Source organism: Paraburkholderia pallida (assembly GCF_004524855.1).
Classification (GTDB): domain Bacteria; phylum Pseudomonadota; class Gammaproteobacteria; order Burkholderiales; family Burkholderiaceae; genus Paraburkholderia; species Paraburkholderia oxyphila.
In genome coordinates this window covers 1323737-1349353 of the sequence record NZ_CP038148.1, presented here as the reverse complement: position 1 = coordinate 1349353, position 25617 = coordinate 1323737, and the positions used below count along the sequence as shown (strand labels likewise).

21 protein-coding genes and 1 pseudogene are annotated in these 25617 nt (G+C 66.2%); 6 read left to right on the top strand and 16 right to left on the bottom strand.

Annotated features, from left to right (window positions below; all coding sequences use genetic code 11):
- Positions 1–14 precede the first annotated feature (14 nt).
- Positions 15–968, top strand: a complete 954-nt coding sequence (locus E1956_RS06075) for a sugar-binding transcriptional regulator (RefSeq protein ID WP_134747821.1) — start codon at positions 15–17, stop codon at positions 966–968.
- A gap of 148 nt (positions 969–1116) precedes the next feature.
- Here the strand turns inward: E1956_RS06075 and E1956_RS06070 are convergent, their stop codons facing one another.
- The 6 genes from E1956_RS06070 to E1956_RS06045 form a co-directional block, all read right to left on the bottom strand.
- Positions 1117–2226, bottom strand: coding sequence for an ABC transporter ATP-binding protein (locus E1956_RS06070; protein ID WP_134747820.1), 1110 nt, complete (start codon positions 2224–2226; stop codon positions 1117–1119).
- Between the two features lie 99 nt (positions 2227–2325).
- Positions 2326–3012 carry an HAD family hydrolase gene (locus E1956_RS06065; RefSeq protein WP_134747819.1) on the bottom strand — a complete coding sequence of 229 codons (687 nt, stop codon included), beginning with the start codon at positions 3010–3012 and terminating at the stop codon, positions 2326–2328.
- 35 nt (positions 3013–3047) lie between these two features.
- Entirely contained in the window at positions 3048–3926 is an 879-nt protein-coding gene (locus E1956_RS06060) for a carbohydrate ABC transporter permease (protein ID WP_134747818.1), read from the bottom strand.
- On the bottom strand, positions 3923–4843 hold the full coding sequence (locus tag E1956_RS06055; RefSeq protein WP_407669939.1) for a carbohydrate ABC transporter permease: 921 nt from the start codon (positions 4841–4843) through the stop codon (positions 3923–3925). Before E1956_RS06055 ends, E1956_RS06060 begins: the two co-directional genes overlap by 4 nt.
- 170 nt (positions 4844–5013) lie before the next feature.
- Entirely contained in the window at positions 5014–6348 is a 1335-nt protein-coding gene (locus E1956_RS06050) for an ABC transporter substrate-binding protein (protein ID WP_134747817.1), read from the bottom strand.
- A 79-nt stretch (positions 6349–6427) separates the two neighbouring features.
- Entirely contained in the window at positions 6428–7240 is an 813-nt protein-coding gene (locus E1956_RS06045) for an L-iditol 2-dehydrogenase (RefSeq protein WP_232071297.1), read from the bottom strand.
- A gap of 425 nt (positions 7241–7665) precedes the next feature.
- On the opposite strand from E1956_RS06045, the gene E1956_RS06040 reads away from it, so the two are divergent.
- Genes E1956_RS06040 through E1956_RS06030 form a run of 3 tightly spaced genes read left to right on the top strand, consistent with a single transcriptional unit; the run spans position 7666 to position 10410 of the window.
- Positions 7666–8634, top strand: a complete 969-nt coding sequence (locus tag E1956_RS06040) for a metal ABC transporter solute-binding protein (RefSeq protein WP_134747815.1) — start codon at positions 7666–7668, stop codon at positions 8632–8634.
- A gap of 11 nt (positions 8635–8645) precedes the next feature.
- The gene (locus E1956_RS06035) at positions 8646–9635 is read left to right on the top strand and encodes an ABC transporter ATP-binding protein (protein ID WP_418789235.1); all 990 of its coding nucleotides are present in this window, start codon (positions 8646–8648) and stop codon (positions 9633–9635) included.
- Positions 9628–10410, top strand: a complete 783-nt coding sequence (locus tag E1956_RS06030) for a metal ABC transporter permease (RefSeq protein WP_134750385.1) — start codon at positions 9628–9630, stop codon at positions 10408–10410. Before E1956_RS06035 ends, E1956_RS06030 begins: the two co-directional genes overlap by 8 nt.
- Positions 10411–10523: 113 nt before the next feature.
- Here the strand turns inward: E1956_RS06030 and E1956_RS06025 are convergent, their stop codons facing one another.
- From E1956_RS06025 to E1956_RS06005, 6 genes and pseudogenes are all read right to left on the bottom strand, one after another.
- Complete coding sequence (locus E1956_RS06025) at positions 10524–11561, bottom strand: patatin-like phospholipase family protein (RefSeq protein ID WP_134747814.1); 1038 nt, start codon at positions 11559–11561, stop codon at positions 10524–10526.
- Between the two features lie 4 nt (positions 11562–11565).
- Positions 11566–12009 carry a PIN domain-containing protein gene (locus E1956_RS06020; protein ID WP_134747813.1) on the bottom strand — a complete coding sequence of 148 codons (444 nt, stop codon included), beginning with the start codon at positions 12007–12009 and terminating at the stop codon, positions 11566–11568.
- 99 nt (positions 12010–12108) lie between these two features.
- Positions 12109–12492: a hypothetical protein gene (locus tag E1956_RS06015; RefSeq protein WP_134747812.1), complete on the bottom strand. Its 384-nt coding sequence runs from the start codon at positions 12490–12492 to the stop codon at positions 12109–12111.
- A 150-nt stretch (positions 12493–12642) separates the two neighbouring features.
- Positions 12643–13488 (bottom strand): S-formylglutathione hydrolase, encoded by an 846-nt coding sequence (fghA, locus tag E1956_RS06010; RefSeq protein ID WP_134747811.1) that lies wholly within the window; start codon positions 13486–13488, stop codon positions 12643–12645.
- 12 nt (positions 13489–13500) lie between these two features.
- A pseudogene (locus E1956_RS46045) lies at positions 13501–13671 on the bottom strand (S-(hydroxymethyl)glutathione dehydrogenase); the annotation flags it as partial.
- Between the two features lie 25 nt (positions 13672–13696).
- A complete protein-coding gene (locus E1956_RS06005) occupies positions 13697–15202 on the bottom strand; it encodes a xylulokinase (protein WP_134747810.1) in 1506 nt (501 codons plus the stop codon).
- A 662-nt stretch (positions 15203–15864) separates the two neighbouring features.
- Between E1956_RS06005 and E1956_RS06000 the strand changes: the two genes are divergently transcribed.
- Entirely contained in the window at positions 15865–17322 is a 1458-nt protein-coding gene (locus E1956_RS06000; protein WP_134747809.1) for a nucleobase:cation symporter-2 family protein, read from the top strand.
- 194 nt (positions 17323–17516) lie between these two features.
- On the opposite strand, the gene E1956_RS05995 is transcribed toward E1956_RS06000, so the two are convergent.
- The 3 genes from E1956_RS05995 to E1956_RS05985 are packed head-to-tail and all read right to left on the bottom strand — an operon-like array spanning position 17517 to position 23616.
- Positions 17517–19061 (bottom strand): efflux transporter outer membrane subunit, encoded by a 1545-nt coding sequence (locus E1956_RS05995; RefSeq protein WP_134747808.1) that lies wholly within the window; start codon positions 19059–19061, stop codon positions 17517–17519.
- Position 19062: 1 nt separating this feature from the next.
- Positions 19063–22338: an efflux RND transporter permease subunit gene (locus tag E1956_RS05990; protein ID WP_134747807.1), complete on the bottom strand. Its 3276-nt coding sequence runs from the start codon at positions 22336–22338 to the stop codon at positions 19063–19065.
- A gap of 15 nt (positions 22339–22353) precedes the next feature.
- Positions 22354–23616 (bottom strand): efflux RND transporter periplasmic adaptor subunit, encoded by a 1263-nt coding sequence (locus E1956_RS05985; RefSeq protein ID WP_134747806.1) that lies wholly within the window; start codon positions 23614–23616, stop codon positions 22354–22356.
- A 434-nt stretch (positions 23617–24050) separates the two neighbouring features.
- Between E1956_RS05985 and E1956_RS05980 the strand changes: the two genes are divergently transcribed.
- Positions 24051–24701 (top strand): TetR family transcriptional regulator, encoded by a 651-nt coding sequence (locus E1956_RS05980; RefSeq protein WP_134747805.1) that lies wholly within the window; start codon positions 24051–24053, stop codon positions 24699–24701.
- A gap of 82 nt (positions 24702–24783) precedes the next feature.
- On the opposite strand, the gene E1956_RS05975 is transcribed toward E1956_RS05980, so the two are convergent.
- Complete coding sequence (locus E1956_RS05975; protein WP_134747804.1) at positions 24784–25419, bottom strand: cysteine hydrolase family protein; 636 nt, start codon at positions 25417–25419, stop codon at positions 24784–24786.
- Between the last annotated feature and the right edge of the window lie 198 nt (positions 25420–25617).

Here is a 25617-nt window from a genome sequence, read left to right as displayed (position 1 = left end):
CCCCGACGAACACCGTGCCCAAGTCCACCGAAAAACTCGATCTCGCCACCCGCGCCGCCTGGCTCTACTACGTGGCCGGCAACACCCAGAACGAGATCGCCGAAAAGCTCCAGGTGTCGCGCCCGGTCGCGCAGCGCCTTGTCGCGTTCGCCGTCGAGAAGAACCTGATTCGCGTGCGCGTCGATCATCGACTGGCCGACTGTCTTGCGCTCGCGGACCGGCTCTCGAAGCGCTACGGCTTGTCGGTGTGCGAAGTGGTCCCCGTGGACGGCGATACGCAGGAGGCCATCGACCGCAAGCTCGCGGTGGCCGGCGCGCAGGTGATGGAGCGCTATCTGACCGAAGAGCGGCCGATGGTCGTGGCGGTGAGCAGCGGGCGCACCTTGAAGGCCGCCGTCGATCAGATCGCGCAGCTCGAGCGGCCGCAGCACCGCCTCGTTTCGATGGTGGGCGCGATCGCGCAGGACGGCTCGTCGAACCGCTACGACGTGGCCCTGCACATCTCCGAGAAAACCGGCGGCAAGCACTTCCTGCTTCCCGCGCCGCTCATCGCCGACACCGAGGCCGAGCGCGCGCAATGGTGCAATCACCGGCTTTATCGCATCGTCGAATCGCTCTCGGGCGAAGCGGATGTGGCCTTCGTCGGCATCGGCAATATCGGCGAGCATTGTCCGCTGCATGAGGACGGCTTTCTTACCACGGAGGAAGTGCACGAGCTGATGGGCCTGGGCGCGATTGCGGAAATGCTAGGCCTGCCGATCGATGCGAGCGGCAAGCGCGTGGACTCGCCCACGGGGCGGCGCGTGACGAGCCTCTATCTGGATTCGCCGCCCAAGCGTCCTACCATCGGCTTCGCGGGCGGTGCGCGCAAGCGCGAGGCGGTGATCGCGGCGCTCAAGGGCGGCTGGCTTTCGGGGCTCGTGACCGATGAGGAGTGCGCTCGGGCGGCGTTGGGGGATGAGGGCTGAGGGGGCTGCAAAGCGGCGCCGACACCGAACGCAAAAGCCAGATGCAAAAAAGCCCGCTCGAAAGCGGGCATATAAGGCCTCGTCCAAGAGGCCCCCTCTGCGACAACCGTTGCTGCGCCACCTCGCCCTGCGAGGCGGCGCCTGTGTCTCAAGCCGCCATCTGCTGCGCGAACCGGCGCTCGAACGCAAGTCCATCGGCATCGAACAAATGGCAATGATCGGGCGTTGCGCCGAGCTTCATCGTCGCGCCGCGTTCGTGCCGCTCCAGCGGCGGAATCCGCGCAATCAGGCCATCGGGCGCCACGGGCGACTCCGCGTATAGATAGGCCGCATCGCCGAGCGACTCAACCGTGTTCGCCTTCACGCTCACGCCGTACTCCCCCGAGTCCACGTGCATGTGCTCGGGACGAATGCCCACCGTGACCTTATCGCCTTCGCGCGCGCCACGCGGCTCCACCGCGACCTTCTGCGTCTCGCCCGTTTCATAGCGCACGACGATGCCGTCGCTCTCGACCTGCTGCACGACACCGTCGAGGAAGTTCATCTTCGGCGAGCCGATAAAGCCCGCCACGAACCGGTTCGCGGGCGCATGATAGAGACGGTTCGGACTCCCGACCTGCTCCACGTTGCCCGCCGAAAGCACGACGATCTTGTCGGCGAGCGTCATGGCCTCGACCTGGTCGTGCGTCACGTAGATCATCGTCGTCTTCAGTTCATCGTGCAGGCGCGCGAACTCGAGGCGCATCTTCACGCGCAGCGCCGCGTCGAGGTTCGAGAGCGGCTCGTCGAACAGGAAGACCTTGGGCTTGCGCGTGATCGCGCGCCCGATCGCCACGCGCTGGCGCTGGCCGCCGGAAAGCTGCTTCGGCTTGCGGTCCAGCAGATGGTCGATGTGCAGGATCTTCGCGGCGTTCTTCACCGCCGCGTCGATCTCGTCCTTCTTCGAGCCCGCGAGCTTCAGGCCGAACGCCATGTTGTCGTAGAGCGTCATGTGCGGATAAAGCGCGTACGACTGGAACACCATCGCAATGCCGCGCTTGGCCGGCGGCACGTCATTCATGCGCGCGCCGTCGATCGTCAGGTCGCCGCCGCTGATGTCTTCGAGTCCCGCGATCATGCGCATGAGCGTGGTCTTGCCGCAGCCGCTCGGCCCCACGAACACGACGAACTCGCCGTCTGCAATATCGAGGTTCACGTCGCGCAGCACTTCGGTTTCGTCGTAGCGCTTGAGTACGTCTCTCAGGATCACGCTTGCCATGATGTGTGTCTCCATTCGTTGCGGTGTCCCAGGGGGCATGCCCTGCTACCGCGACTCGATCAAAATACGATCACGATTCGGTTTGCCGCGAAGCCGCGCTCAATGTGCGCGCGCCTCCGCCTTCTGCATCCAGTGCGCCGCGAGCGCGGGCAGCATGCGCATGTCGTCGAAAATCTCCTGCGCGCCCACGTCGCGCAAGTCGAGCGCATGCGCCTCGCCACCCACGTGCGCGCCGCCCACGAAGCCCAGCACCGTCATGCCGGCCGCGCGCGCCGCGCTCACGCCCGTCACGCTGTCTTCCACCACGAGACAGGCTTCTGGCGCCACGCCCAGCCCCTGCGCCGCCGCGAGATACACGTCCGGCGCGGGCTTCGGCTTTGCCACCATATCGGCGCAATAGATGCGCTCGCCAAAGAAGCGCGTGAGGTCATTGCGCTCCAGCACGCTGCGGACCACCGCCGCATAGCTGTTGCTCGCGCAGGCCTTGGTGAGCGCGATGGCCTCCAGTGCCGCGCTCACGCCGGGAAAGAGCGGCGCTTGCGCCGCCTCCGTTTCGGCCACGGCGCGGATCGCATCGACGTCCGCGGGCGTCAGCCGCCGGCCGAGCGCCTCGCTCGCGCCGCCGAGCACGCGCTCGATGCGCTGCCCGAGCAGCGGCATCAGCACAGGCGCGACGGCAGCGCCTGGCCAGCGCGCTTCGAGTTCGCGCACCAGCACGCGCGCGGCCACGGCTTCGCTGTCGATCAGCACGCCGTCACAGTCGCAAATCAGGACCTGAATGGTCATGGGCTTCGTCCTTGTGTTTCTTGTTGGTAGCCGCTTTATTTGACCGCGCCGAACGTGAGACCGCGCACGAGCTGCTTCTGCGAGAGCCAGCCGACGATCAGCACGGGCGCCACCGCCAGCAGCGAGGCCGCCGAGAGCTTGGCCCAGAACAGCCCCTCGGGACTCGAGTACGAGGCGATGAAGACGGTTAGCGGCGCCGCATTCGAGCTCGACAGATTGATGCTCCAGAATGCTTCGTTCCACGAAAGGATGATCAGCAGGAGCGCGGTGGACGCGAGCCCCGGCACCGACATCGGCATGAGCAGATAGACGATCTCCTGCCAGGTGGCCGCGCCGTCCATGCGCCCGGCTTCCAGAATGTCTTTGGGGATCTCGTTGAAGTACGTGTAGGCCATCCACACCGCAATCGGCAAATTGATGAGCGTGTAGACGATCACGAGTCCGCTCACGGTGTCGAGCAGCCCGGAGTTCTTCCACAGCAGGTAGATCGGCACGAGCACGCCCACCGAAGGCATCATCTTGGTGGACAGCATCCACAGCAGAATCCCCTGGGTGCGCCGGTTCGGGAAGAACGCCATCGCATAGGCGGCCGGCACGGCCAGGATCAGGCAGACGATCGTCACGCCCGCCGAGATCAGCACCGAGTTCCATGCGAACGCGAAGTAGTTGCTGCGTGCGAAGACCTCACGGAAGCTGTCGAGCGTCGGGATGAAGAACAGCGACGGGATATACGCCTGCTGCTCGGTCTTGAACGCCGTGATCGTCATCCAGAAGATCGGGAAGAACAGCGCGAGCGCGATGACCCATGCAAGCAGCCCCGGCACCACGCGCGCGATGAACTGGAGCGGCGAAGAACGGTTGGCGGCATGCGACGACTCGGGTGCGCGTACGGGCGAAGCGGTAACTTGGCTCATTTTTCGTACTCCCCTTTGAGGTTGCGCGCGAGCATGCGCACGAGGAAGAACGACACGATGTTCGCGAGCACGACGGCGAGAATGCCGCCCGCTGACGCGATACCCACGTCGAACTGCTGCAGGCCCATCGAGTAGATCAGGTAAGTGAGGTTGGTGGTCGCGTTGCCGGGACCGCCGCTCGTGGTCGTATAGATCTCCGCGAAGATCGAGAGCAGGAAGATGCTCTCCATCATCACCACCACGGCGATCGCGCGGCGCAGGTGCGGCAGCGTGATGTAGAAGAACATGGCGATCGCGCCGGCGCCGTCGATCTTCGCCGCCTCTTTCTGCTCCTGGTCGAGCGACTGGATCGCCGTGAACAGAATGAGGAACGCGAACGGCAGCCACTGCCACGCCACAATCATGATGACCGCGGTGAGCGGGTAGACGGCGAACCAGTCGATGGGCGTCATGCCCATCGCGCGCATCGCGATGGCCACGAGCCCGTAGACCGGATGCAGGATCATGTTCTTCCAGATCAGCGCGGAAACCGTGGGCATCACGAAGAACGGCGCGATGGCAAAGAGGCGCGCGATGCCCTGCCCGACGAACTTGCGGTCGAATAGCACCGCCATCAGCACGCCGCCGACCACCGTGATCACGAGCACCGCCACGATCAGTTCGACCGTGTGGAAGATCGACGGCCAGAACGACGGGTCGGTGACGAGGAACTTGTAGTTGTCGAGGCCGGCGAAACCCTTGAGATCGGGGTTGAGCAGGTTATAGCGCGTGAACGAATACCAGATCGTCATCGCGAGTGGAATGGTCATCCACAGCAACAAGACCGCAACGGATGGCGAAACCAGCCAGCGCGACGCCGAACGGCGCGTCTCCACGTGCTGCGGCTGAGGCGCTCGCGCTCGATTGAATATAGGCATGGGAAGATGGAGATGACGCATGAGGACCACCCTTCTCTGTTACGCGGCGGCTCGGGGCGCGGCGCCGCATCTCTTTCGCGAGAGGTGCGCCGTGCCTTGCGGCCCGGCGCGCCCTGCGTTCCTGCTGTGCTGCTACTGCAATGGCGCTGCAAGACGGCGCCCGACTACGCTCACTTCTGGTAACCGGCCTGCTTCACGGCGCGGTCGGCGGCGGCATTGCCGGCCGCGAGCGCCTGATCGACGCTCATCTGGCCCGCCACGGCGCCGGCGACACTCTGGCCGACCACGGTGCCGAACGACTGGAACTCAGGAATCCCGACGAACTGCACACCCGTGTACGGCACCGGCTTCAAGGTCGGGTGAGTCGGATCGGCGGTCTGGATCGCCTTGAGCACGAAGTCCGAGAACGGCGCGGCCTGCTTGTACTCGGGGCGCTGGTAGGTCGAAACGCGCGTGCCCGACGGCACCGAAGCCCAACCCTCGTCCTTCGCGACCATCTCGACGTATTGCTTCGAAGTGGCCCATTCGATGAACTTCTTCGCGGCGTCCTGCGACTTCGACGACTTCGGAATCGCGAGCGCCCACGACCACAGCCAGTGCGCGCCGTTCGGCGTGACTTCGGTCGGCGCCGCCGCGAAGCCGATCTTGTCGGCCACCTGCGACTGCTGCTTGTTGTAGAGGATGCCCGCCGCGACCGTGGCGTCGATCCACATCGCGCACTTGCCCGACGACATCAGCGTGAGGTTCTCGTTGAAGCCGTTCGAGCTCGCGCCCGGAGGGCCGTCCTTCTTCAGCAGATCGACGTAGAAGTTGACGGCCTTCTTCCACTCGGGCGTGGTGAGCTGCGCCTGCCACTTCTCGTCGAACCAGCGGCCGCCGAAGGTGTTCACGACGGTCGTCACATACGCCATGTTCTCGCCCCAGCCGGCCTTGCCGCGCAGGCAGATTCCGTAGGTGCCCTTGGACGGATCGTTGAGCTTGTCGGCGAACTGCTTGATCTGGTCGTAGGTCGGCTGCGCGGGCATCGTCAGGCCCTTGGCCGCGAACAGGTCCTTGCGGTAGTACGTCATCGAGCTTTCGACGTAGAACGGCAGCGCGTAAAGCGTGCCGTTGTACGAGAGACCGTCGCGCGCCGTCTTCACGACATCGTCCAGGTCATACTCGGCCGGCAGGTTCGTCATGGGGACGATCCAGCCGCGCTTGCCCCACTGCGGCGCCTCGTAGGTGCCGATCATCATCACGTCGAACTGGCCGCTATTGGTCGTGATGTCGGTCGTGGCGCGCTGGCGCAGCACATTCTCTTCGAGGATCACCCAGTTCAGCTTGATGCCCGGATTGGCCTTCTCGAACGCCGGCGAGAGCTTCTTCAGCTCGAGCATGTCCGGGTTGTTCAACATCGCGATCGTGACGGACTGCGCATGTGCCGCGCCCGCCGCGGCAACGAGGGCGAGCGCGCCTGTCGCGCGACCTATGCGCCAGGCGGCGCTCCGAATGGCTGTTTTCATGGCGTTGTCTCCTTTCGTTGTTTGCTGCGTTATGTCGTGCTGCATGGGTTGAAGTCGCCGGACAAGCTCCGGAGGGCGTTCAGCTCATCCAGTTTCCGCCGTCGACGTTGAGCGTCTGCGCGGTGATGTAATCAGCGTCGGCCGACGCGAGAAAAAGCGCCGCGCCGGTGAGATCCGCGGGCAAGCCCATTCGGCCGAGCGGCACTTCCTCGCCCACAAGCCGCTTCTTCTCGCCCAGCGGCCGGTGCTCGTAGCGCGCGAACAGCGCGTCCACCTGATCCCACATCGGTGTATCGACCACACCCGGCGCAATGCCGTTCACGTTGATCTTGTGCCGCGCGAGCGCGAGCGCCGCCGACTGCGTGTAGCTCAACACCGCGGCCTTGGTTGCACAGTAGTGCGAAACAAGCGCCTCGCCGCGCCGGCCTGCTTGCGACGACATGTTGATGATCTTGCCGCCCTGCCCCTGCTCGACCATCTGACGCGCGACCGCCTGCATCAGGAAGAACATGCCCTTCACGTTCACGGCGAAGAGGCGGTCGTAGATGTCCCAGGATTCGTCGAGCAGCGGGCGCATGTCGAAGAGCGCCGCATTGTTGAAGAGGATGTCGATGCGGCCGAAGCGCCCGAGCGTGCCCGCGACGATGCGCTCGATGTCCTCACGGCGCGTGACGTCCGCGCTAAAGGGGAGCACGCGATCGGCGTAGACAGACCCGGCGGCGGTTAGCGCAGGGGCGATCGAGTCGGCAGGCTTCACGTCCACCAGCACGCAGCGCGCGCCTTCGTCCAGATAGCGCCGCGCGACCGCCTCGCCGATCCCGCTCGCCGCGCCAGTGAGCACGGCCACCTTGTCCTGCAAACGTCCTGCCGCCGGGTTCGCGGAATGTGCCACAGGGGTTGTCTCCATTTGCGTTCGTCGAGCCGCCGATGCGCTGCCGCGGGCAACCGCTTGAACTATCGCTCGATGTGTGAACATTTGCTCTGTTAGTGATCGAATGATCGGACACAGGCGCACGCATGTCAAGGCGGACATACGCGATCACATCAGATTTCGATGGTGCGACGCGCAAGGGCTGCTCAACGGCGCAGGAGCATTTGGCGCGCCCGCTTTGCGGACAGGGGCGGATCGGAGAGGCGTTCGGGCTAGCACCGCCAATGAATGGGCTGCCCGGCAGTTTGCGAGGGTACTGACTCGCCAACCAATGTGATACGTTATATCATCTCGCTTCCGTAGCGCCCCGCCTCTTCCGGGCGGCGCCGCGTCGCGTCCGGATGCCATTCAAGCCACGTTCTCACCGCTCATTCAAGGATAGAACCATGCCCGCTATCACCCGTGCAGTCCGCCTGACTCCGCGCCTGCCCGGCCGGCTCTCCCACGCCACAGCCGCGCTCAGGCGCGCGGCCGCACCCGTCGTGGCGGCATGCCTCGCGCTCGGCGCACTGCTCGGCCCGTGTGAAGCCGCCCGTGCGGCCGACGCTCCGGGCGCCGCCCTCACCGTGGTGGCGGCGGAGAACTTCTACGGCGACGTCGTCAAGCAGATCGGCGGCACGTACGTGAACGTGACGAGCATCATGAGCAACCCCGACCAGGACCCGCATCTGTTCGAAGCGAGCCCGAAGACCGCGCGCGCACTGCAGCACGCGCGCGTCGTGGTCTACAACGGCGCCGATTACGATCCGTGGATGACCAAGCTGCTCGGCGCCACCGGCGGCGGCCAGCGCACGGTCATCGTCGCGGCGGATCTGGTCGGCAAGAAGGCCGGCGACAACCCGCACCTCTGGTACGACCCGCAAACGATGCCCGCGGTCGCGCGCGCCGTGAGCGCCGCGCTCGGTGCGGCAGACCCGGCGCACAAGAGCGTGTACGATGCCAACCTTGCGACGTTTATCGGCTCGCTCAAGCCGCTCGACGACAAGGTCGCGGCCCTGCGCGGTCAGTACAAGGGCCTGCCCGTGACGGCGACCGAGCCGGTGTTCGGCTATATGTCGGACGCGATCGGCCTCGACATGCGCAATATGCGCTTCCAGATGGCGACGATGAACGACACCGAGGCCAGCGCGTCGGACATCGCGGCTTTCGAGCGCGACCTGCGTGAGCGCCGCGTGCGTGTGCTGATCTACAACAGCCAGGCAACGGAAGCGATGACGCGACGCATGCTCGGCATCGCGAAGCAGTCGAAGGTGCCGACCGTGAGCGTGACCGAGACGCAGCCCGCCGGGATGAACTTCCAGCACTGGATGCTCGCGCAGCTCGACGCGCTGCAAACGGCGCTGGCACAGAAGTAATGACCGTAACCATGTCCGTACAGGGAACCCAGGCAATGACCGAGGCCTCGCCCTCTCACCGCGCAACCGAAGTACGCACGGCTGCGGCGCACGACACGCACCGCGCGCCGCAGCCGGTGCTCACGCTCGCGGGCGTGACGCTCACGCTCGGCGATCGCACGATCCTGCGCGACGCCAACTTCGCGGTGAACCAGGGCGAATTCATCGGCGTGCTGGGACCGAACGGTGCGGGCAAGACCACGCTGATGCGGGCGATTCTCGGCCTCGTGAGCGCTGCGCACGGCGCGATTCGTGTGCTCGGCGAACCCGTGGCGCGCGGCAACGCGAAGATCGGCTACATGCCGCAGACGCGCACCGCGCTCGCGAGCCGCCGCGTGCGCGGACGCGATTTCGTGGCGATGGCCGCCGATGGCCACCGCTGGGGCCTCCCGCGCGCCGACGCCGCCACGCGCGCCGACGTCGCGCGCGTGCTCGATCTCGTGGGCGCCACGAAGCTCGCCGACCGCCCGCTCTCCGAGCTTTCCGGCGGCGAGCGCCAGCGCCTGCTGCTCGCGCAATGCCTGCTCGGCGACCCGAAGCTGCTGCTGCTCGACGAGCCGCTCATCAGCCTCGACCCGCATCACCAGCGCGGCGTGGTCGAACTCGTGCGCCGCGTGCAACGCGAGCTCGGCATCGCGGTACTGTTCTCGGCGCACGAGCTCAATCCGCTCCTGAACTCGCTCGACCGCGTGCTCTATCTCGGCAACGGCGTGGCCGCGCTCGGCAGCGTGGATGAAGTGATCACCGCGCCCGTGCTCTCGCGGCTCTACGGCTCGCCTATCGAGGTGATGCGCATGAAGGGCCGTATCTTCGTGATGTCGGGCGACGTCGAGGTCGAAAAGCACGACCACGAGCATGAGCACGATCACGCACACGACCATGGCCACGCGCACGGCCACAGTCACGATCACGGCAGCAACGACGACAACGACAACACCCACGGCCACACGCACGATGCTTGAATACGATTTCATGGTGAACGCCTTCGCGGCGTCGGGCATCGTCGCGGTGCTCGCGGGCATCGTCGGCTACTTTCTGGTGATGCGCGGGCAGACCTTCGCGGGCCACGCGCTCTCGCACGTCGGCTTCACGGGCGCCACGGGCGCCGTGCTGCTCGGTGTCTCGCCGATATGGGGCATGGTGGGCTTCACGCTCGCCGCGGGCGTGTCGATGGGCGCGCTCGGCGAAAAGCTCGCGGGCCGCGACGTGGCCATCGGCGTGATCCTCTCGCTCGCGCTCGGCTTCGGCCTGCTGTTCCTGCACTTCTTCACGGCCTACGCCACCCAGGTCACGGCGCTCCTGTTCGGCAACGTGCTCGGCGTGAACCGCGACACGCTCGGCATCCTCGCGGCGCTGGCCGTGGCCAGCCTCGCTGCGCTCGCGGCCATCATGCGGCCACTGCTGTTCGCCTCGCTGCAGCCAGAGCTGGCCGAGGCCAAAGGCGTCTCGCTGCGGCTCGTCTCGGTGCTGTTTCTCGCCATCGCCGCGCTCGCCGTGGCCGCGTGCACGCAGATCGTCGGCGTGCTGCTCGTCTTCACGCTGATGGTGGGCCCCGCCGCCGCCGCGCAGAATCTCACCACGCGCCTCTCGACCGGCGTCGTGCTCGCCGCGCTGCTCGCGCTCGCGCAGGCGTGGATCGGCGTCACGCTCGCCTACTACACCGACTGGCCGACGAGCTTCTGGATCACGGCGCTTGCGGCCCTCGTCTACGGCGCGAGCCTGATCGGGCGGCGTTGAGCCCTCTCGGCGCGCGCATACCCAGACGACGACGCGAAAGCGACGATACGAAAACGGCGTTGCTCCTCACGGAGCAACGCCGTTTCGCTTTCCGGCTTTCCGACGGCCCGGGCTCAGATCTCGCCATCGCCCATGATGAAGCGCAGCCGGCGCGACTCGTCGGCCCGCGCGCAGAGCGCCTCGAAGCGCTGATCGGCGAGCCGCGTGAGCGCCACGGTGGCGTCGGACGCCGCCATGTCGAGATCGCGCAGGATCTGCTGGTCGCCGCCCACCTCGCTGTTCAGATGCAGATAGCTTGCCTTGAGCTCGCGCATGCAGATGGCCTGCGCCATGCGCTCCTGCGCCTGCATGCTCAGATCGAGCGCGGGCTGCGCCCAGTAGAGGCCGCGCAGCGGCAGGCGACTCGGCACGCTCTTGTGATGCACGCCCGTGGTGCCCACGCCGAGCATGCGAACCGGCACGCCGCGCCGCTGCGCCTCGCCGAGCGCGTGCGCGTCGGGGCAGTTCGCGGCGAGGCCGCCGTCCACGTGCCAGTCGTCGTCGAGCATCAGCGCCGGGAAATGCGCGGGGGCCGCCGAGGTCGCGCGCGCCGCTTCGAGCAACGTGCAGGTGTCCGCCGCGTCGCCCGCGAGACCTCGGCTCCTCAAGAGGCGCAACTCGCCTAGCGACCAGCTCACCGTCGTGAGCATGAGCGGCTTGTCGATCTCGGCAAGCGTCTTGCCGGCCCAGCCGTCGAGGCAGGCGACGATGGCCGCCTCGAGCGGCTCGGCCGCGTAGACCTTCTTGCTCAAGAGCTTCTGCAGCTTGCGCAGCGAGAGCTTCGGAAAGATCGACGGCCCCCACTGCGCGAGCATCGCGTATAGCTCGCTGGCGGCCACGCCGGCCGCGAGCCCCGCCGCGAGAATGCCGCCCACCGAGGTCCCGGCGATCATGTCGAAGCGCGCGCCGATCGGCCCCGCGCCGAACTTCTCGCTGGCCTCGATGCGGGCGAGCAGGCGCGCCGTGTAGAGCCCGCGATAGCCGCCGCCCGAGAGGCTCAGCACGCGCAGACAGTCGGGGGCCGGCGTGAGCCGGCCATCGGGCACTCGGAACGGGTCGTCCAGTGCGGGATTCGACGGGGTATCCGCGGTGCTATTCGATGGGCTGCTCAATGGCCTATTCCTCGAGCAGGGAGACGACGCCCACCTGGAGCTTGCGCAGCTCGCGGTGGTACACCTCTTCGGGCTCGACGAGCGTGCAGCCGTTGGCCACCGCGGTGGCGATCACCATGCGCGTGTCCTGGCCGACCGGATGTCGCGTACCGGCCTTGTCGATTTCGAGCGGATGATGACCGCGCCACTGCTCCCATTGCGCGGCCTCGCTTTCGCCGAACGGCAGCATGACGGAGCCGTCGTCGACGAGCGCGGCAAGGCGCGCTTCGAGCGCCTTCTTGAACGCCGCACGACGCGGCTCGCTCATCTTGTGCCGGGCGATCACCTGGCGCGCGGCCGCGACGCTGATGACACTGAGGTTGATATCACGCGCCTTCACCCCGCCCTCGATCCATTTACGCGAGGCGGTGTCTTCAACGCACATGTCGATGAGCGTATTCGTGCCCAACAAATATCTCGGCATGGACGGCCTTTATTGGTTTTTTGCGCGGCGTGCCTCTGCGGCATGCCGACTGGCGTACTGGTCCGATGAACTGCGCCGCCAAATTCAGCGCGGCACGCGGTAATGATCCACGGCCTCGATGGATACGTCGCGCGGCAGCTTGCCCGAGGCCGACACCGAAGGGAGCCCGGCGAACACTTCGGCCACGGTGCGGTCGCTGACCGTGTTGGACATCAGCGCGACGGCCTGATCGAGGCCGAGAATAATGAATGGCTCCGGGCCCTGGTTGACGATCTCGACCGAGCCCGATTTGACGCGCCTCAGCACGCTCGAATAATTCGTCTTGAATGCCGAAATGGGCGTGCCCACGGCGTTGACGTCGGTTGCGCCCACGCGCGCGGCAATCGCCTTCACGGCCGCCTGGAAATCATCCATGCGCCGCTCGGCGGATTCCTTGCTGGCTTCGGGATCGATGAGGGATGCGCGCATGACTGGATGACTCCAAAGAAGACCTACCTGACCAGATTCTAGTACCAACCTGACCAGATATCAAAGTTTCACGCGGGGTCGGATACGCGAATGAAAAAGGCCTCGACGCGCAGCGTGGAGGCCTTTTCGAACATCGTCAGCGCATTAGCGTTACTTCAGCAGCACCCGCGCGTGATGCGCCAGATGATCCTCGATAAAGCTCTGGATGAAGAAGTAGCCGTGATCGTACCCCACATGACGGCGCAGCGTGAGCGGCTGCCCCGCCGCCTTGCAGGCGGCTTCGAACACGTCCGGGTTCAACTGGTTCGGCAAGAACGCGTCCGCCAGGCCCTGATCGACGAGGATGCCGGCTTCGAACTTGTGCGCGGCCTTGCCCACCAGCTCGCTCGCGTCGTACTGCTTCCAGGCCTCGCGGTCCTCGCCCAGGTAGCCGCTGAACGCCTTCTCGCCCCACGGGCAGCGCGTAGGCGCCGCGATCGGCGCGAACGCCGACACCGAGCGGTAGATATCGGGGTTGCGCAGCGCGAGCGTCAACGCGCCGTGCCCGCCCATCGAGTGGCCGAAGATGCCCAGCCGCGCACCGTCCACGGGCAGATTCGCCGTCACGGCCTCGCGCAGCTCGTCGCGCACGTACGAATACATGCGCCAATGCTTCGACCACGGCTCGCGCGTGGCATCGACGTAGAAACCTGCACCCACGCCGAAGTCCCAGGCCTCGGCTTCGCCAGGCACGTTCGCACCGCGCGGGCTCGTGTCGGGCGCAATCAGCGCGATGCCATGCTGCGCGGCGAAGCGCTGCGCGCCCGCCTTGATCGGGAACGTCTCCTCCGTGCAGGTCAGACCCGCCAGATAAAACAGCCCTGGCACCTTGCGCTCGCGCGCCTGCGGCGGCAGGTAGACCGAAAAGCGCATCGGCAGGCCGATCGCTTTCGAATCGTGTTTGTAGATGCGCTGCACGCCGCCGTAACAGGCGTGCTCTTCAATCTGGTCCAGCATCTCAAGCCCTCGCTATGGGTAAAGGACAACAGAGCGAATCGACTCGCCCTGCTTCATCAGGTCGAAGCCCTCGTCGATCCGGTCGCGGCACAACGTGCGCGCGTTCCGGTCGTCGATGTCGATCTTACCTGCCGTGAACCTGTCGGCGAGTTTCGGCACGTTCGTGCGCCCATGCCCGCCGCCATCGTTCAGTTATGCGATGCAATTGCTACGACACCGGCGCGAACCACGTCCGCACACGGCCATACAGATCGATGAAGCGCGCGTAACGCTGCGCCAGCGCGGCGTCGGCCCGCGGCTCTGCCACGCGGGTTGAGGCGGGCGCAAACGCCGAGAGTTCGTCCATGCGCCAATGCCCGCAGGCGACGCCGCCCAGCATCGCCGCGCCACGCGCAGCCGCATTCGGACAGTCGATCGCGTCGAGCTGCGCGCCCAGCACATCGGCGAGCAATTGGCGCCAGCGCGCATCGACGGAGCCGCCGCCCGCGAGCTTGAGCACGGCGATCGGCGCATGTGGCGCGCCGCCTTCGCCGAGATCGCCCGCGCCGGCCGCAGAGGGCACGCCGCGCAACGCGTCGAGTCCCGCGCGCAACGCGAACGCCACGCCTTCGAACGCGGCGCGCATCAGCACGCCGCGCGTGTCGCCGAGGCCCGCGCCGAGCCAGCCGCCGCGCGCCGCGGGGTCGAGCCACGGCGAGCGCTCGCCGCTCAGGTACGGCAGGAACGCGAGCGTCTGCGAAGGCGGCACGGCGAAGGCCTCTTCGTAGGCTTGCGCCCAATCGCAGGACAGCCAGCCGCGCGCCGCCTCGAGCGCGACGCCGACATTCTGCATCGCGGCCATCGCGTACCAGCCGCCGCTCGCCGACCGGTAGCGATGCAGACCGCGCCGCGCAGGCGGCTCTACGATCGATGTCACGACAATCTGGCCGCCCGTGCCCGTGGTCAGCAGTGCGTCGCCGTCTTCGTGCAAGCCGCTGCCGAGCGCCGCGCACGGCGTGTCGCCGGCGCCCGTCGCGAGCACGATGCCGGCGGGCAAGCCGAGGACACGCGCGGCCTCCGCGCAAAGCGTGCCGCACGGCGCGGACGATGGTGCGAGCGGCGCGAACCAGCGCGCCGGCAGCCCGAGCCGCTCGATCAGCGCGACATCCCACGCGCCGTCGGGCGCGGCCAGCGCGGTCGCGCAGGCGTCGGACGGATCGGCCACGAAGGCTTCATCCGCCCCGCCAGAAAGACGGACGCGCAGCCAGTCCTTAGGCTGCAACGCCCAACGCGCGGCCTCGGCCGTCGTGCGTTCGTGCAGCGTCAGCCAATAGAGCAGCGGTCCCGCCATGCCGGGCGCGACGGGATTCGGCTGAGGATGGTCTTCGCTATCGGGCCAGGCATCGAGCAACGCGCGCGCACGCGTGTCGGGCCAGAGCATGGCGGGGCGCAGCGCACGGCCCGCTGCGTCGGTCAGCACGACGCCATGCATCTGGCCGGAGAAGCCGATCGCGCGCACCCACTCGCGCTCGCTCGCGGGCAAGCGCTCGCACGCGCGCACGAGCGCGTCCCACCAGCGCTCGACGTCGATCTCGGCCCAGCCCGGCAGCGGCGTCTCGAGCGTATAAGGAATGCTCGCGGCGGCACGCTCGGCGAGCGTCTCATCGACGATGGCGACTTTGAGCGAACCGGTGCCGAGATCGATACCGAGAAAGCGCGTCTGCGATCCGTTCATGCGAAGTGGCTTGGGGAAAAGGTTGAGGTTGGCGCGTGCCGCTCATCGATGCCGCTCGTTGAACAGGGCGAACCGGGACGGCCATAATGGACTATAAAAGGGCCATGATAGCGGCCAGAAATTCATGCCGTGAGACCGTGTTACAGGCGAGGCCGGCGGAGGTGAATCGAGGGGCTCGCAGGCGCCTCAAAATCATGCGAAATGCATGCATTCGCGGGTTAACCCAGGGGTCTATCTCGACATGCGAAATGGCTCACATGCGGAAAGCGAAATATAGATCATAATGGGTCGGCCATATGTACGAGGGTCCGACTGGCGCTTGACTTCTCGCGACATTGCCCATTCATGTGAGCGGACGGCACCACCGCTTCCACGGCACGCAAAGCGGCGCAATGCTGTCTAACGCCTGAAACCGCCTGAAAAACGGGCTTATTGCCGCGTCAGAACGTCGCACAGGCGTTTCTACGATGCGGCGCAGCATCGCGATCCGGGCGCGCACCGTCCTCCAAACCGTCTGATCGTACCCCGATATGACGGGCCGCGCACCCCGCGCGCATATCGCCCCCGGAAAGCACGGAATAGTCTCCAGTGGTCTTGTTGCTTCTTTTCGTCGCGAATACCTTGGAGGCCATATTCTGAAACGAAAGACGGAGAGAGACGACATGCATCCCCAGGGTATCGAAAGGGCGGCAGCCGGTCAGGCGCGCACCCAGGTTCACCCGGTAGACGAGCGCCTGCCGTTCGGCCAGCTTCTCACACTCGGCATTCAGCACGTGCTCGTGATGTACGCGGGCGCGGTCGCCGTGCCGCTCATCGTCGGTGGCGCCATTGGTCTGCCGAAAGACCAGGTCGCGTTCCTCATCAGCGCCGACTTGTTCGCCTGCGGTATCGCCACCCTGATCCAGACGCTCGGCCTGTGGATCTTCGGTATCCGTCTGCCCGTCATCATGGGCTGCACGTTCGCTTCGGTCGGCCCGATGATCGCCATCGGCACCAACCCGCAGCTCGGCATTCTCGACATCTTCGGCTCCACCATCGCGGCCGGGGCGATCGGCATCGTGATATCGCCGATGATCGGCAAGCTCCTGCGCTTCTTCCCGCCTGTCGTGGTGGGCACCGTGATCGCGGTGATCGGCCTCTCGCTCATGGAAGTGGGCATCAACTGGGCCGCCGGTGGCGTGGGCAACCCGAACTACGGCGACCCGGTCTATCTCGGCCTGTCGCTCGCCGTGCTGATGCTGATTCTCCTCATCAACAAGTTCGGCCGTGGCTTCATCTCCAATATCTCGGTGCTGCTCGGCATCGTGGCGGGCTTCGCGATCGCTTTCGCAATTGGCCGCGTGAACCTCGACGGCGTGGCGCACGCACAGTGGGTGGGCTTCGTGATGCCGTTCCACTTCGGCCTGCCGAAATTCCACGTCCTTCCGATCGTGACGATGGTGATCGTGATGTTCGTGACCTTCATCGAGTCGACGGGCATGTTCCTCGCAGTGGGCGACATGGTCGATCGTCCGGTCGATCAGGCAACGCTCGTTCGCGGCCTGCGTGTCGACGGTCTGGGCACGATGATCGGCGGCATCTTCAACTCGTTCCCGCATACCTCGTTCTCGCAGAACGTCGGCCTGATCGGTGTGACGGGCGTGAAGAGCCGCTTTGTCTGCGCAACCGGCGGCGTGATTCTCGTGACGCTCGGCTTGTTCCCGAAGATGGCGCAGATCGTCGCCTCGGTGCCCCCCTTCGTGCTGGGCGGCGCGGGCCTCGTGATGTTCGGCATGGTGGCCGCAAACGGCATCAAGGTGCTCTCGAAGGTGGACTTCGTGAAGAACCACCACAACCTGTTCATCGTCGCCGTGAGCGTGGGCTTCGGCATGGTGCCGGTGGTCTCGCCGAAGTTCTTCTCGCAGCTGCCGCCCGCACTCTCGCCGCTCCTGCATAGCGGCATCCTGCTGGCCTCGGTTTCGGCAGTGATCCTCAACCTGATTTTCAACGGCGCAAAGAGCGAGCGCGCCGCGGAACACGACATCCACCAAGTCGGTCACGACTTCGACGGCACCCAGTCGCACGAAGCCGATCAAGCACCGGAAGCGGGACAGGGCATGCCGCGCACCGCGGCACACTGAGTCGACGCGAGAGGCGCCCCGGCCGGGTGAGAGTCACACGTGCCGGGGCCTTTTGCTGGTTTGGCGTCACGGGAAACCGTGACGCCTTTTTTGTTTTGGGCGGCCTGCATTGCGGATGGCCATAAAAAAACGCCACGGTCTCCCGTGGCGTTTTTCGTTTCTACTCCGTCAAGCTGAGTCTGCGTTCGCGTCGCTCAACCCGCCGTTGCGGCCGGCGCCGAGGCCGCCGCCGGCGCGCTGGCCGCGCCGTAGTCGACCGGCGCATCGGCCGGGCGCGGCGTCTCGCCCGCGTGCTCGATCCAGCCACCGCCGAGCGCACGATACAGATCGACGAGGTTGGTGAGCCGCGCGAGCCGCGCCGTGACGAGCGCCTGCTGCGACGTGTACAGGCTGGTCTGCGCGGCCAGCACCGGCAGATAGCTGTCCACGCCGTTCTTGTAGCGCAGCTCCGCAAGGTCGAGCCCGCGCTGGCTCGCGAAGGTGCTGCGCTCGAGCGCCCCGATCTGCTGATCGTAGGTGCCGCGCGCCGCGAGGCCATCGGCCACTTCGCGGAACGCCGACTGGATCGCCTTCTCGTAGTTGGCGATCTCGATGCGCTTTTGCACGTTCGCGAGCTGCAGGTTCGCGATGTTCGCGCCGCCTTCGAAGATCGGCATCGTGATCTGCGGCGCGAAGCTCCACGCCGCCGTGCCCGCCTTGAAGAGGCCGCCCAGCGACAGGCTTTCGGTGCCGAACGCCGCCGTGAGCGAGACCTTCGGGAAGAACGCCGCACGCGCCGCGCCAATATTGGCATTCGCCGCGAGCAGGGTCTCCTCGGCCTCCATGATGTCCGGACGCCGCGTGAGCAGGTCGGACGGCAGGCCCGCCGGGATGTCGGTGAGCAGGTTCTGGCCGTCGAGCGGCATGCCTTGCGCCAGATCCGCCGGCAGCGGCTCGCCAATCAGCAGCACGAGCGCGTTCTCGGCCTGCGCGCGGGCGCGCATTTGCGCCTGCAAGTTGGCCTGCGCGTTCTCGACCACGGTCTGCGCCTGGCGCAGATCGAGCTCGGTGCCGGTGCCAGTGTCGAACTGCGCCTTCGTGATGTTGTACGAGTCCTGCGCCGTCTTGAGGGTGTCCTGCGTGACCTTCAGCAGGTCGTCGTCGGCGAGCATCGTCAGGTACTGGTCGGCGACTTGCGAGACGAGCGAGATCTCCGCCGCCTTGCGCGCCTGCGCCGTCGACAGATACTGCGCGAGCGCCTGGTCCTTCAGGCTGCGCACGCGCCCCCAGAAGTCGATTTCCCAGGACGCCTGCACGCCCACGTTATAGACGCTGTACGGGTTGTTCGGCGTGCTCTGCAAATCGCGCGGCACACGCGTGCGCGTGTCCGTGCCCACGCCGTTGATGGCCGGGAACAGATCGGCGCGCGTGATCTGATACTGCGCGCGCGCCGCCTCGACGTTGAGCACCGAGACGCGCAGATCGCGGTTGTTCTTCAGCGCGATCGCGACCAGCTCCTGCAGGCGCGCATCGACGAAGAAGTCGCGCCAGCCGATGTCGGTGGCCACGGCGCCGTTGGCGCTGCGGCCGGACTGGCCGCTCTCACCGGTCGCGCCGGGCTGCGTCGCGTAGACGCCGCCCTGCGGGAAGGTCTGCGACACCGGCGCATCGGGCCGGTGATAGCGCGGCTCCATCGTGCAACCCGCGAGGACGGTGGTGGCCACTGCAACGGCCACTGCAATTACCGATAGTTTATGCATCTCAATGTCCTTCCTTGCCCTGGCCGTTGCCGCCGCCAGCCGGTCCACCCGAGCCGCCGCCGCTTGAGCCACCCGAGCCACCGCTCGAGCCGGCGTTGCCGCCGTTCTCGTCGTCGTGGTCGTGCGCGTGGTGCTCTTCGTAGTGTGCAAGCGCCGTGTCGGCGTCTTCCTTCTCGCCGGCGAACTTCGCGCGGATCACGACGAAGAACATCGGGATCAAGAAGATCGCGAGGAACGTGGCGGTCAGCATCCCGCCGATCACGCCCGTGCCGATCGCGTGCTGCGAAGCCGAGCCTGCGCCGTTACTGATCGCGAGCGGCAGCACGCCGAGAATGAACGCCATCGACGTCATCAGAATCGGCCGCAGACGCAGTCGCGAAGCTTCGAGCGCCGCCTCGATCGGTCCCATCTTCCCGTCCGCCTGCAGGTCGCGCGCGAATTCCACGATCAGAATCGCGTTCTTCGCCGAGAGACCCACGGTGGTCAACAGACCCACCTGGAAGAAGACGTCGTTCTCGAGGCCGCGCAGCGTCACCGCGAGCAGCGCGCCGAGCACGCCGAGCGGCACCACCATGATCACCGAGAACGGGATCGACCAGCTCTCATAGAGCGCCGCAAGACACAGGAACACGACGAGGATCGAGATGCCGTAGAGAATCGGCGCCTGCGAGCCCGACTGGATTTCCTGGAACGACAGACCCGTCCATTCGTAGCCGATGCCCGCGGGCAGCTTCGCCGCGATTTTCTCCATGGCCGTCATGGCCTGGCCCGTCGACTTGCCCGCGCCCGCCTGACCCTGGATTTCCACCGACGAGATGCCGTTGTAACGCTCGAGCTTGGGCGACCCGTAGGTCCAGTGGCCGGTCGCGAACGCGTTGAACGGCACCATCCCGCCCGTGCTGTTGCGCACGTACCAGATGTCCATGTCAGTCGGCGTCATGCGGAACGGCGCGTCGGACTGCACGTACACCTTCTTGATACGGCCATCGACGTCGAGGAAGTTGTTCACGTACTGCGATGCCCACGCGATCGAGAAGGTCTGGTCGATTGCCGCCGCGGTCACGCCCAGCGCGTTCGCCTTCTCGCGATCGATGTCCACCTTGTACTGCGGCGTGTCGTTCAGGCCGTTCGGGCGCACGAGTGCGAGCGTCGGGTCCTTCGCGGCCATACCGAGCAGCATGTTGCGCGCTTCCATCAGCTTCTCGTGGCCGACGCCGCCGCGGTCCTGCAGCTCGAAGTCGAAGCCCGAGGCCGTGCCCAGTTCAGGAATCGAAGGCGGATTCACCGGAATCACCATCGCGTCCTTGTAGCCCGCGTAGTGCCCGAACATGCGGCGCACCAGGGCCTGGACCTTCTGGTCCGCGTGCTGGCGCTGCTTGTAGTCCTTCATCCGCACGAACACGAGACCGGAGTTCTGGCCGCGGCCCGCGAAGCTGAAGCCGTTCACCGTGAACACCGACTCGACGATGCTGCCTTCGTCCTTGAGCAACCAGTTCTGGATGTTGGCGAGCGTGCGCGCCGTGGTTTCCTGGGTCGAGCCCGAGGGCGTCTGCACGATCACGAACATCGTGCCCTGGTCTTCATCGGGCAGGAACGACTTCGGCAGGCGCACGAACAGGAGGCCAACCGCGACGATCACCGCGAGATAGATGATGAGCCAGCGCCCCGAGCGCTTGATCACGTGGTACACGCCGCTGTGATACTTGTCGCGGCTCTTCTCGAAGTTCCGGTTGAACCAGCCGAAGAAGCCCTTCTTCTCTTCGTGGTGGCCCTTCGGGATCGGCTTGAGGATGGTCGCGCACAGCGCCGGCGTCAGAATCAGCGCCACCATCACGGATAGCGCCATCGCCGCCACGATCGTGAGCGAGAACTGCCGGTAGATGGCGCCCACCGAGCCGCCCGAGAACGCCACCGGCACGAACACCGCGCCCAGCACGAGCGCCACGCCCACCAGCGCGCCGGTGATCTGGCCCATCGCCTTGCGGGTGGCCTCCTTCGGCCCGAGCCCCTCTTCCACCATCACCCGCTCGACGTTCTCCACCACCACGATCGCGTCGTCCACCAGCAGGCCGATCGCGAGCACGAGGCCGAACATCGACAGCGTGTTGATGGAGAAGCCCACCGCCGCCATGATCGCGAACGTGCCCAGCAGCACCACCGGCACCGCGATCGTCGGGATCAAGGTCGCGCGCAGGTTCTGCAGGAACAGGTACATCACGAGGAACACCAGCACGATGCCTTCGAGCAGCGTCTTGATCACTTCCTCGATCGACAGGCGCACGAACGGCGTCGTGTCGTACGGGTACTTCACGACGAGACCGTGCGGGAAGTACTTCGAGAGGCTGTCGATCTCCTGGCGCACGAGCTTCGCGGTCTCAAGCGCGTTGGCGCCCGTCGCGAGCTGAATACCGAGGCCGGCGGTCGGCGCACCGTTGTACTTGGTGTCGAAGTTGTAGTTCTCGCCGCCGAGGCTGATACGCGCCACGTCCTTCAGGCGCACCTGCGAGCCGTCCTGGTTCACCTTCAGCAGGATGTTGCCGAACTCCTCGGGCGTGTGCAGCAGCGTCGATTCGGTGATGGTCGCCTGGAACGACTGCCCCGCCACCGAAGGCGTGCCGCCCAGCTGGCCGCCCGCAATCTGCACGTTCTGCGCGGTGATCGCGGCCGTGACGTCGCTAGGCGTGAGCTGATAGTTCGTGAGCTTGTTTGGATCGATCCAGACGCGCATCGCGTACTGCGAGCCGAACAGCGTGACCGTCCCCACGCCGTCGATACGGCTGATCGGGTCCTTCACGTTCGACGCCACGTAGTTCGCGAGGTCGTACTTGGTCATGCTGCCGTCTTCGGACACGAACGCCAGCACGAGCAAGAAGCTGCTGCTCGACTTGGTGACGCTGATGCCGAGCTGCTGCACCACCTGCGGCAGAACCGGCGTGGCGAGCTGCAGCTTGTTCTGCACCTGCACCTGCGCGATGTCCGGGTTGGTGCCCGCAGCGAAGGTCAGCGTGATGGTGGCCGTGCCCGAGTCGTCAGAAGTCGACGAGAGATACAGCAAGTGGTCGAGACCGCTCATTTGCTGCTCGATCACCTGGGTGACCGTATCTTCCACCGTCTTCGCCGACGCGCCCGGATAGTTGGCGCTGATCTGGATGGACGGCGGCGCGATGGTCGGATACTGCGCGACCGGCAGCGTGAACACCGACGCCACGCCCGCCAGCATCAGAATGATCGCGATCACCCATGCAAAAATCGGGCGATCGATAAAGAACTTTGCCATGAAGCAGGCTCCCTGTTATTGCGCAGCGGAGGCGGTGGGTGCGGACGCAGCGCTGGCCGCGGATGCGCCGGACGCCCCTGCGTTCGCATAGCCCGAGGCCGTCGCCTCATCCGCCGAAGGCGCGCCCGGCGGGGGCGGCGGCGGCAGATGCGCGTCCACGGCCTTCACGGTCGTACCGGGGTGGACCTTCTCGGTGCCCTGCACGATCACGCGGTCGCCCGGTTGCAGGCCGCTTTCGACGACCCAGTCCTGGCCCTGCGTGCCCGACGTGACGATCGGATGGACCACGACCTTGTTCTTGTCGTCGACGACCAGCACCGTGGCCTGGCCCTTCTGGTCGTGCTGCACGCCCACCTGCGGCACGAGGTACGCGTTGTCGTTGGTGCCTTCGTCGATGCGCGCGCGCACGAACATGCCCGGCAGCAGCACGCGGTCGGGGTTCGGGAACAGCGCGCGGATCGTGACCGAGCCGGTGGTCTGGTCGACCGTGACGTCGGTGAACTGGAGCTTGCCCTGCTGCGCATAGGTGCGGCCGTCTTCGAGCACGAGCGTGACCTTGGCCGCATTCGGGCCATTGGTCTTCAGGCGCCCCGACTCGACGTCGCGGCGCAGCTTCAGGCCGTCGAGGCTCGACTGCGTGAGGTCCACGTACATCGGGTCCATCTGCTGCACGGTGGACATCAGCGTGGCCTGGCTCGCCTGCACGTAGGCGCCCGGCGTGACCTGCGAGATGCCGACCTTGCCGGTGATGGGCGAGAGCACGTCCGTGTAGCCCAGATTGATCTGTGCGGTGTCGACCGCGGCCTTGCCCGCATCGACGTCGGCTTGCGCCTGGCCTTGCGCGGACACCGCGTTGTCGTAGTCCTGCTTGCTGACCGCATTGGCCGTGACGAGCACCTTGTAGCGCGCGACGAGTGCGTTCTGCGTGACGAGATTCGCCTTCGCCTTCGCAAGCGAGGCCTTGGCGTTATTGAGGGTGGCGATGTACGGCGCCGGATCGATCTTGTACAGGCGCTGGCCCGCGTTCACGACCGCCCCTTCGGTGAACTCGCGGCGCAGCACGATGCCGTCGACCCGCGCGCGCACTTGCGCGACGAGGAAGGCATTGGTGCGGCCCGGCAGCTCGCTCACGACCGGCACCGAGGTGGGCTGGACGGCGACGACACCGACTTCGGGGGTTTGCGGCGGCGGCGCGGACTGCTTTTGCCCGCACGCTGCGAGCACTACGGCAGCCGTCGCGAAGGTAATAAGGCGGAATGGAACCCGTTCGACGCGCATGGAGCGACCTCTGTCTATAACTGACAATAAAAGCAGCGTGCGGCGCCCTTCCCGAAGGAGGGCGACGACGCACGCCAGCATCTGGCGATACCTGACGGAAAACCCGGCACTTCTGGAATGGCGCGAGACCGGTCAGCAACATCCATCCGGGCGATTTCTCGACGCGCAACGTTAGCGAACGCGCGCATTGGGGTTTCTACGACCACTTGACCAGTGACGGATATTAACCGGACATCAATTCTTGAGGTGCCCAGGTGGTGGGGTGGTATTATAGATACATTCGCGAATGAATGTATAAGAACGAATCATTCCGCTAGAACGTTCACTCAAGGGCTTTCGGCGCACGGCGCCCGTATTGCAAATCAGTGCTTTGCTGATCTGGCTCTTAGATGACTTCCAACCCTCATAACCCACATACTGAGCAGTAACCCGCCATGGTCCGACGCACGAAAGAGGAAGCGCTGGAGACGCGCAACCGCATTCTCGACGCCGCCGAGCACGTCTTTTTCGAAAAGGGCGTCTCGCGCAGCTCGCTCGCCGATATCGCTCAGGCCGCCGGCGTCACGCGCGGGGCGATCTACTGGCATTTCGAGAACAAGGGCGATCTCTTCACGGCCATGTTCGACCGCGTGATCCTGCCGCTCGACGAGATGAAGGCGGCCACGGTCGACCCGGACGAGCTCAACCCGCTCGGGCGCATCAAGGACCTGTGCGTGCTGTGCCTGCGCGACACCGCCACCGACGCGCGGCGCCGCCGCGTGTTCGAGATCCTGTTTCTGAAGTGCGAGTTCGTGGAGGAAATGGGGCCCGTGATGGCGCGCCATCAGGGCAACATGCGCGAGGGTCTGATGCGCATCGAGGAAGGCTTGCGCAACGCGATGTCCAAGGGGCAGTTGCCGGCCAATCTCGATGCTCCGCGCGCGGCGCGCGTGCTGCACTCGTTCATCACGGGCGCGCTGCGCGACATGGCGACCCTGCCGGACATGTTCGACGTGGCGCACAACGCGGAACAGCACGTCGAGGCCATGCTCGACGCGCTGCGCTACAGCCCGGCGCTGCGCGTCGATCCGGCGGCGAAGGAATAGTGCCGCGCCGCAAGCGCGGAGCGGCGCGTGAGCTTGCGAGGGCGGCTGCGCTTGCGGCCGCAGCCCGCCCTGCCGGCCGGCATCAAGCCGTCACGTGACTCGCTCGAGCGCGCTGATTCGAGGCGTAGATGTTGTCGCGCTGCAGCGGCACGCCCGCTTCGAGCGCGGCAATCCATGCATCGGTGCTCGCAACGGCGGCGAAGCGCGAGTGCATCACCACACTGAACACGCGGTGGATCTCCGCGGCGCTCGCGGCGCCCGCCGCGTTCTCGTAGGGCACCGCGCCGGTCGCGTCCTCGAGGAACTCGACGGCGAGGCCGGCGTGCGTCGCATCGAACACGGTCGACGCGTCGCAGTTGTGCGTCATGTAGCCGGCGACGGCCAGCGTGTCGATGCCGTGCGCGGCGAGCCATGCGGCCAGATCGGTGCCCGCGAACGCGCTCGGCAACGCCTTTTCCACGTAATGATCGCGTTCGCGCGAGGCCACCACGGGGTGCAGCTCGGCGCCGACGCTGCCGCGCGCGAACAGCGGCGAGTCGGCGGGCGCGAAGTTCTGCACCACCACGACCGGCACGCCGGCGGCGCGCGCGGCGTCCATCGCGCGGCCCACGTTGGCGAGCGACGTCTGGACGTCCGGGTATTCGATCGGCAGATCGCCAGTGACGTATTCGTTCTGCACGTCGATGACGACCAGCGCACGGCGGGGGGTTGCGGACATGGCGATACCTCCTTCTTCGATATGAGCCTGACGGGAATCCGGGTGGGAATCCGGGGGAATTCGCGGCTGACCAGGCGGCTCGGCTGCGATGGAGGCATTGTTGACCGGCGCGCCGGACGCGCCCAGTGGCCCGAATGACAACTTTCGCTAGAATTGGGCCAAATGTGGGTCAATGCTGCACGCCCAAGCCCCTCCCGA

Coding starts and splice junctions, on each gene's coding strand:
- E1956_RS05995 (WP_134747808.1), bottom strand. CDS start 19,061: ATGCATAAACTATCGGTAATTGCAGTGGCCGTTGCAGTGGCCACCACC.
- E1956_RS06030 (WP_134750385.1), top strand. CDS start 9,628: ATGCTTGAATACGATTTCATGGTGAACGCCTTCGCGGCGTCGGGCATC.
- E1956_RS06040 (WP_134747815.1), top strand. CDS start 7,666: ATGCCCGCTATCACCCGTGCAGTCCGCCTGACTCCGCGCCTGCCCGGC.
- E1956_RS06060 (WP_134747818.1), bottom strand. CDS start 3,926: ATGAGCCAAGTTACCGCTTCGCCCGTACGCGCACCCGAGTCGTCGCAT.
- E1956_RS05990 (WP_134747807.1), bottom strand. CDS start 22,338: ATGGCAAAGTTCTTTATCGATCGCCCGATTTTTGCATGGGTGATCGCG.
- fghA (WP_134747811.1), bottom strand. CDS start 13,488: ATGCTGGACCAGATTGAAGAGCACGCCTGTTACGGCGGCGTGCAGCGC.
- E1956_RS06055 (WP_407669939.1), bottom strand. CDS start 4,843: ATGCCTATATTCAATCGAGCGCGAGCGCCTCAGCCGCAGCACGTGGAG.
- E1956_RS06005 (WP_134747810.1), bottom strand. CDS start 15,202: ATGAACGGATCGCAGACGCGCTTTCTCGGTATCGATCTCGGCACCGGT.
- E1956_RS06000 (WP_134747809.1), top strand. CDS start 15,865: ATGCATCCCCAGGGTATCGAAAGGGCGGCAGCCGGTCAGGCGCGCACC.
- E1956_RS06050 (WP_134747817.1), bottom strand. CDS start 6,348: ATGAAAACAGCCATTCGGAGCGCCGCCTGGCGCATAGGTCGCGCGACA.
- E1956_RS05980 (WP_134747805.1), top strand. CDS start 24,051: ATGGTCCGACGCACGAAAGAGGAAGCGCTGGAGACGCGCAACCGCATT.
- E1956_RS06035 (WP_418789235.1), top strand. CDS start 8,646: ATGTCCGTACAGGGAACCCAGGCAATGACCGAGGCCTCGCCCTCTCAC.
- E1956_RS05985 (WP_134747806.1), bottom strand. CDS start 23,616: ATGCGCGTCGAACGGGTTCCATTCCGCCTTATTACCTTCGCGACGGCT.
- E1956_RS06070 (WP_134747820.1), bottom strand. CDS start 2,226: ATGGCAAGCGTGATCCTGAGAGACGTACTCAAGCGCTACGACGAAACC.
- E1956_RS05975 (WP_134747804.1), bottom strand. CDS start 25,419: ATGTCCGCAACCCCCCGCCGTGCGCTGGTCGTCATCGACGTGCAGAAC.
- E1956_RS06015 (WP_134747812.1), bottom strand. CDS start 12,492: ATGCGCGCATCCCTCATCGATCCCGAAGCCAGCAAGGAATCCGCCGAG.
- E1956_RS06065 (WP_134747819.1), bottom strand. CDS start 3,012: ATGACCATTCAGGTCCTGATTTGCGACTGTGACGGCGTGCTGATCGAC.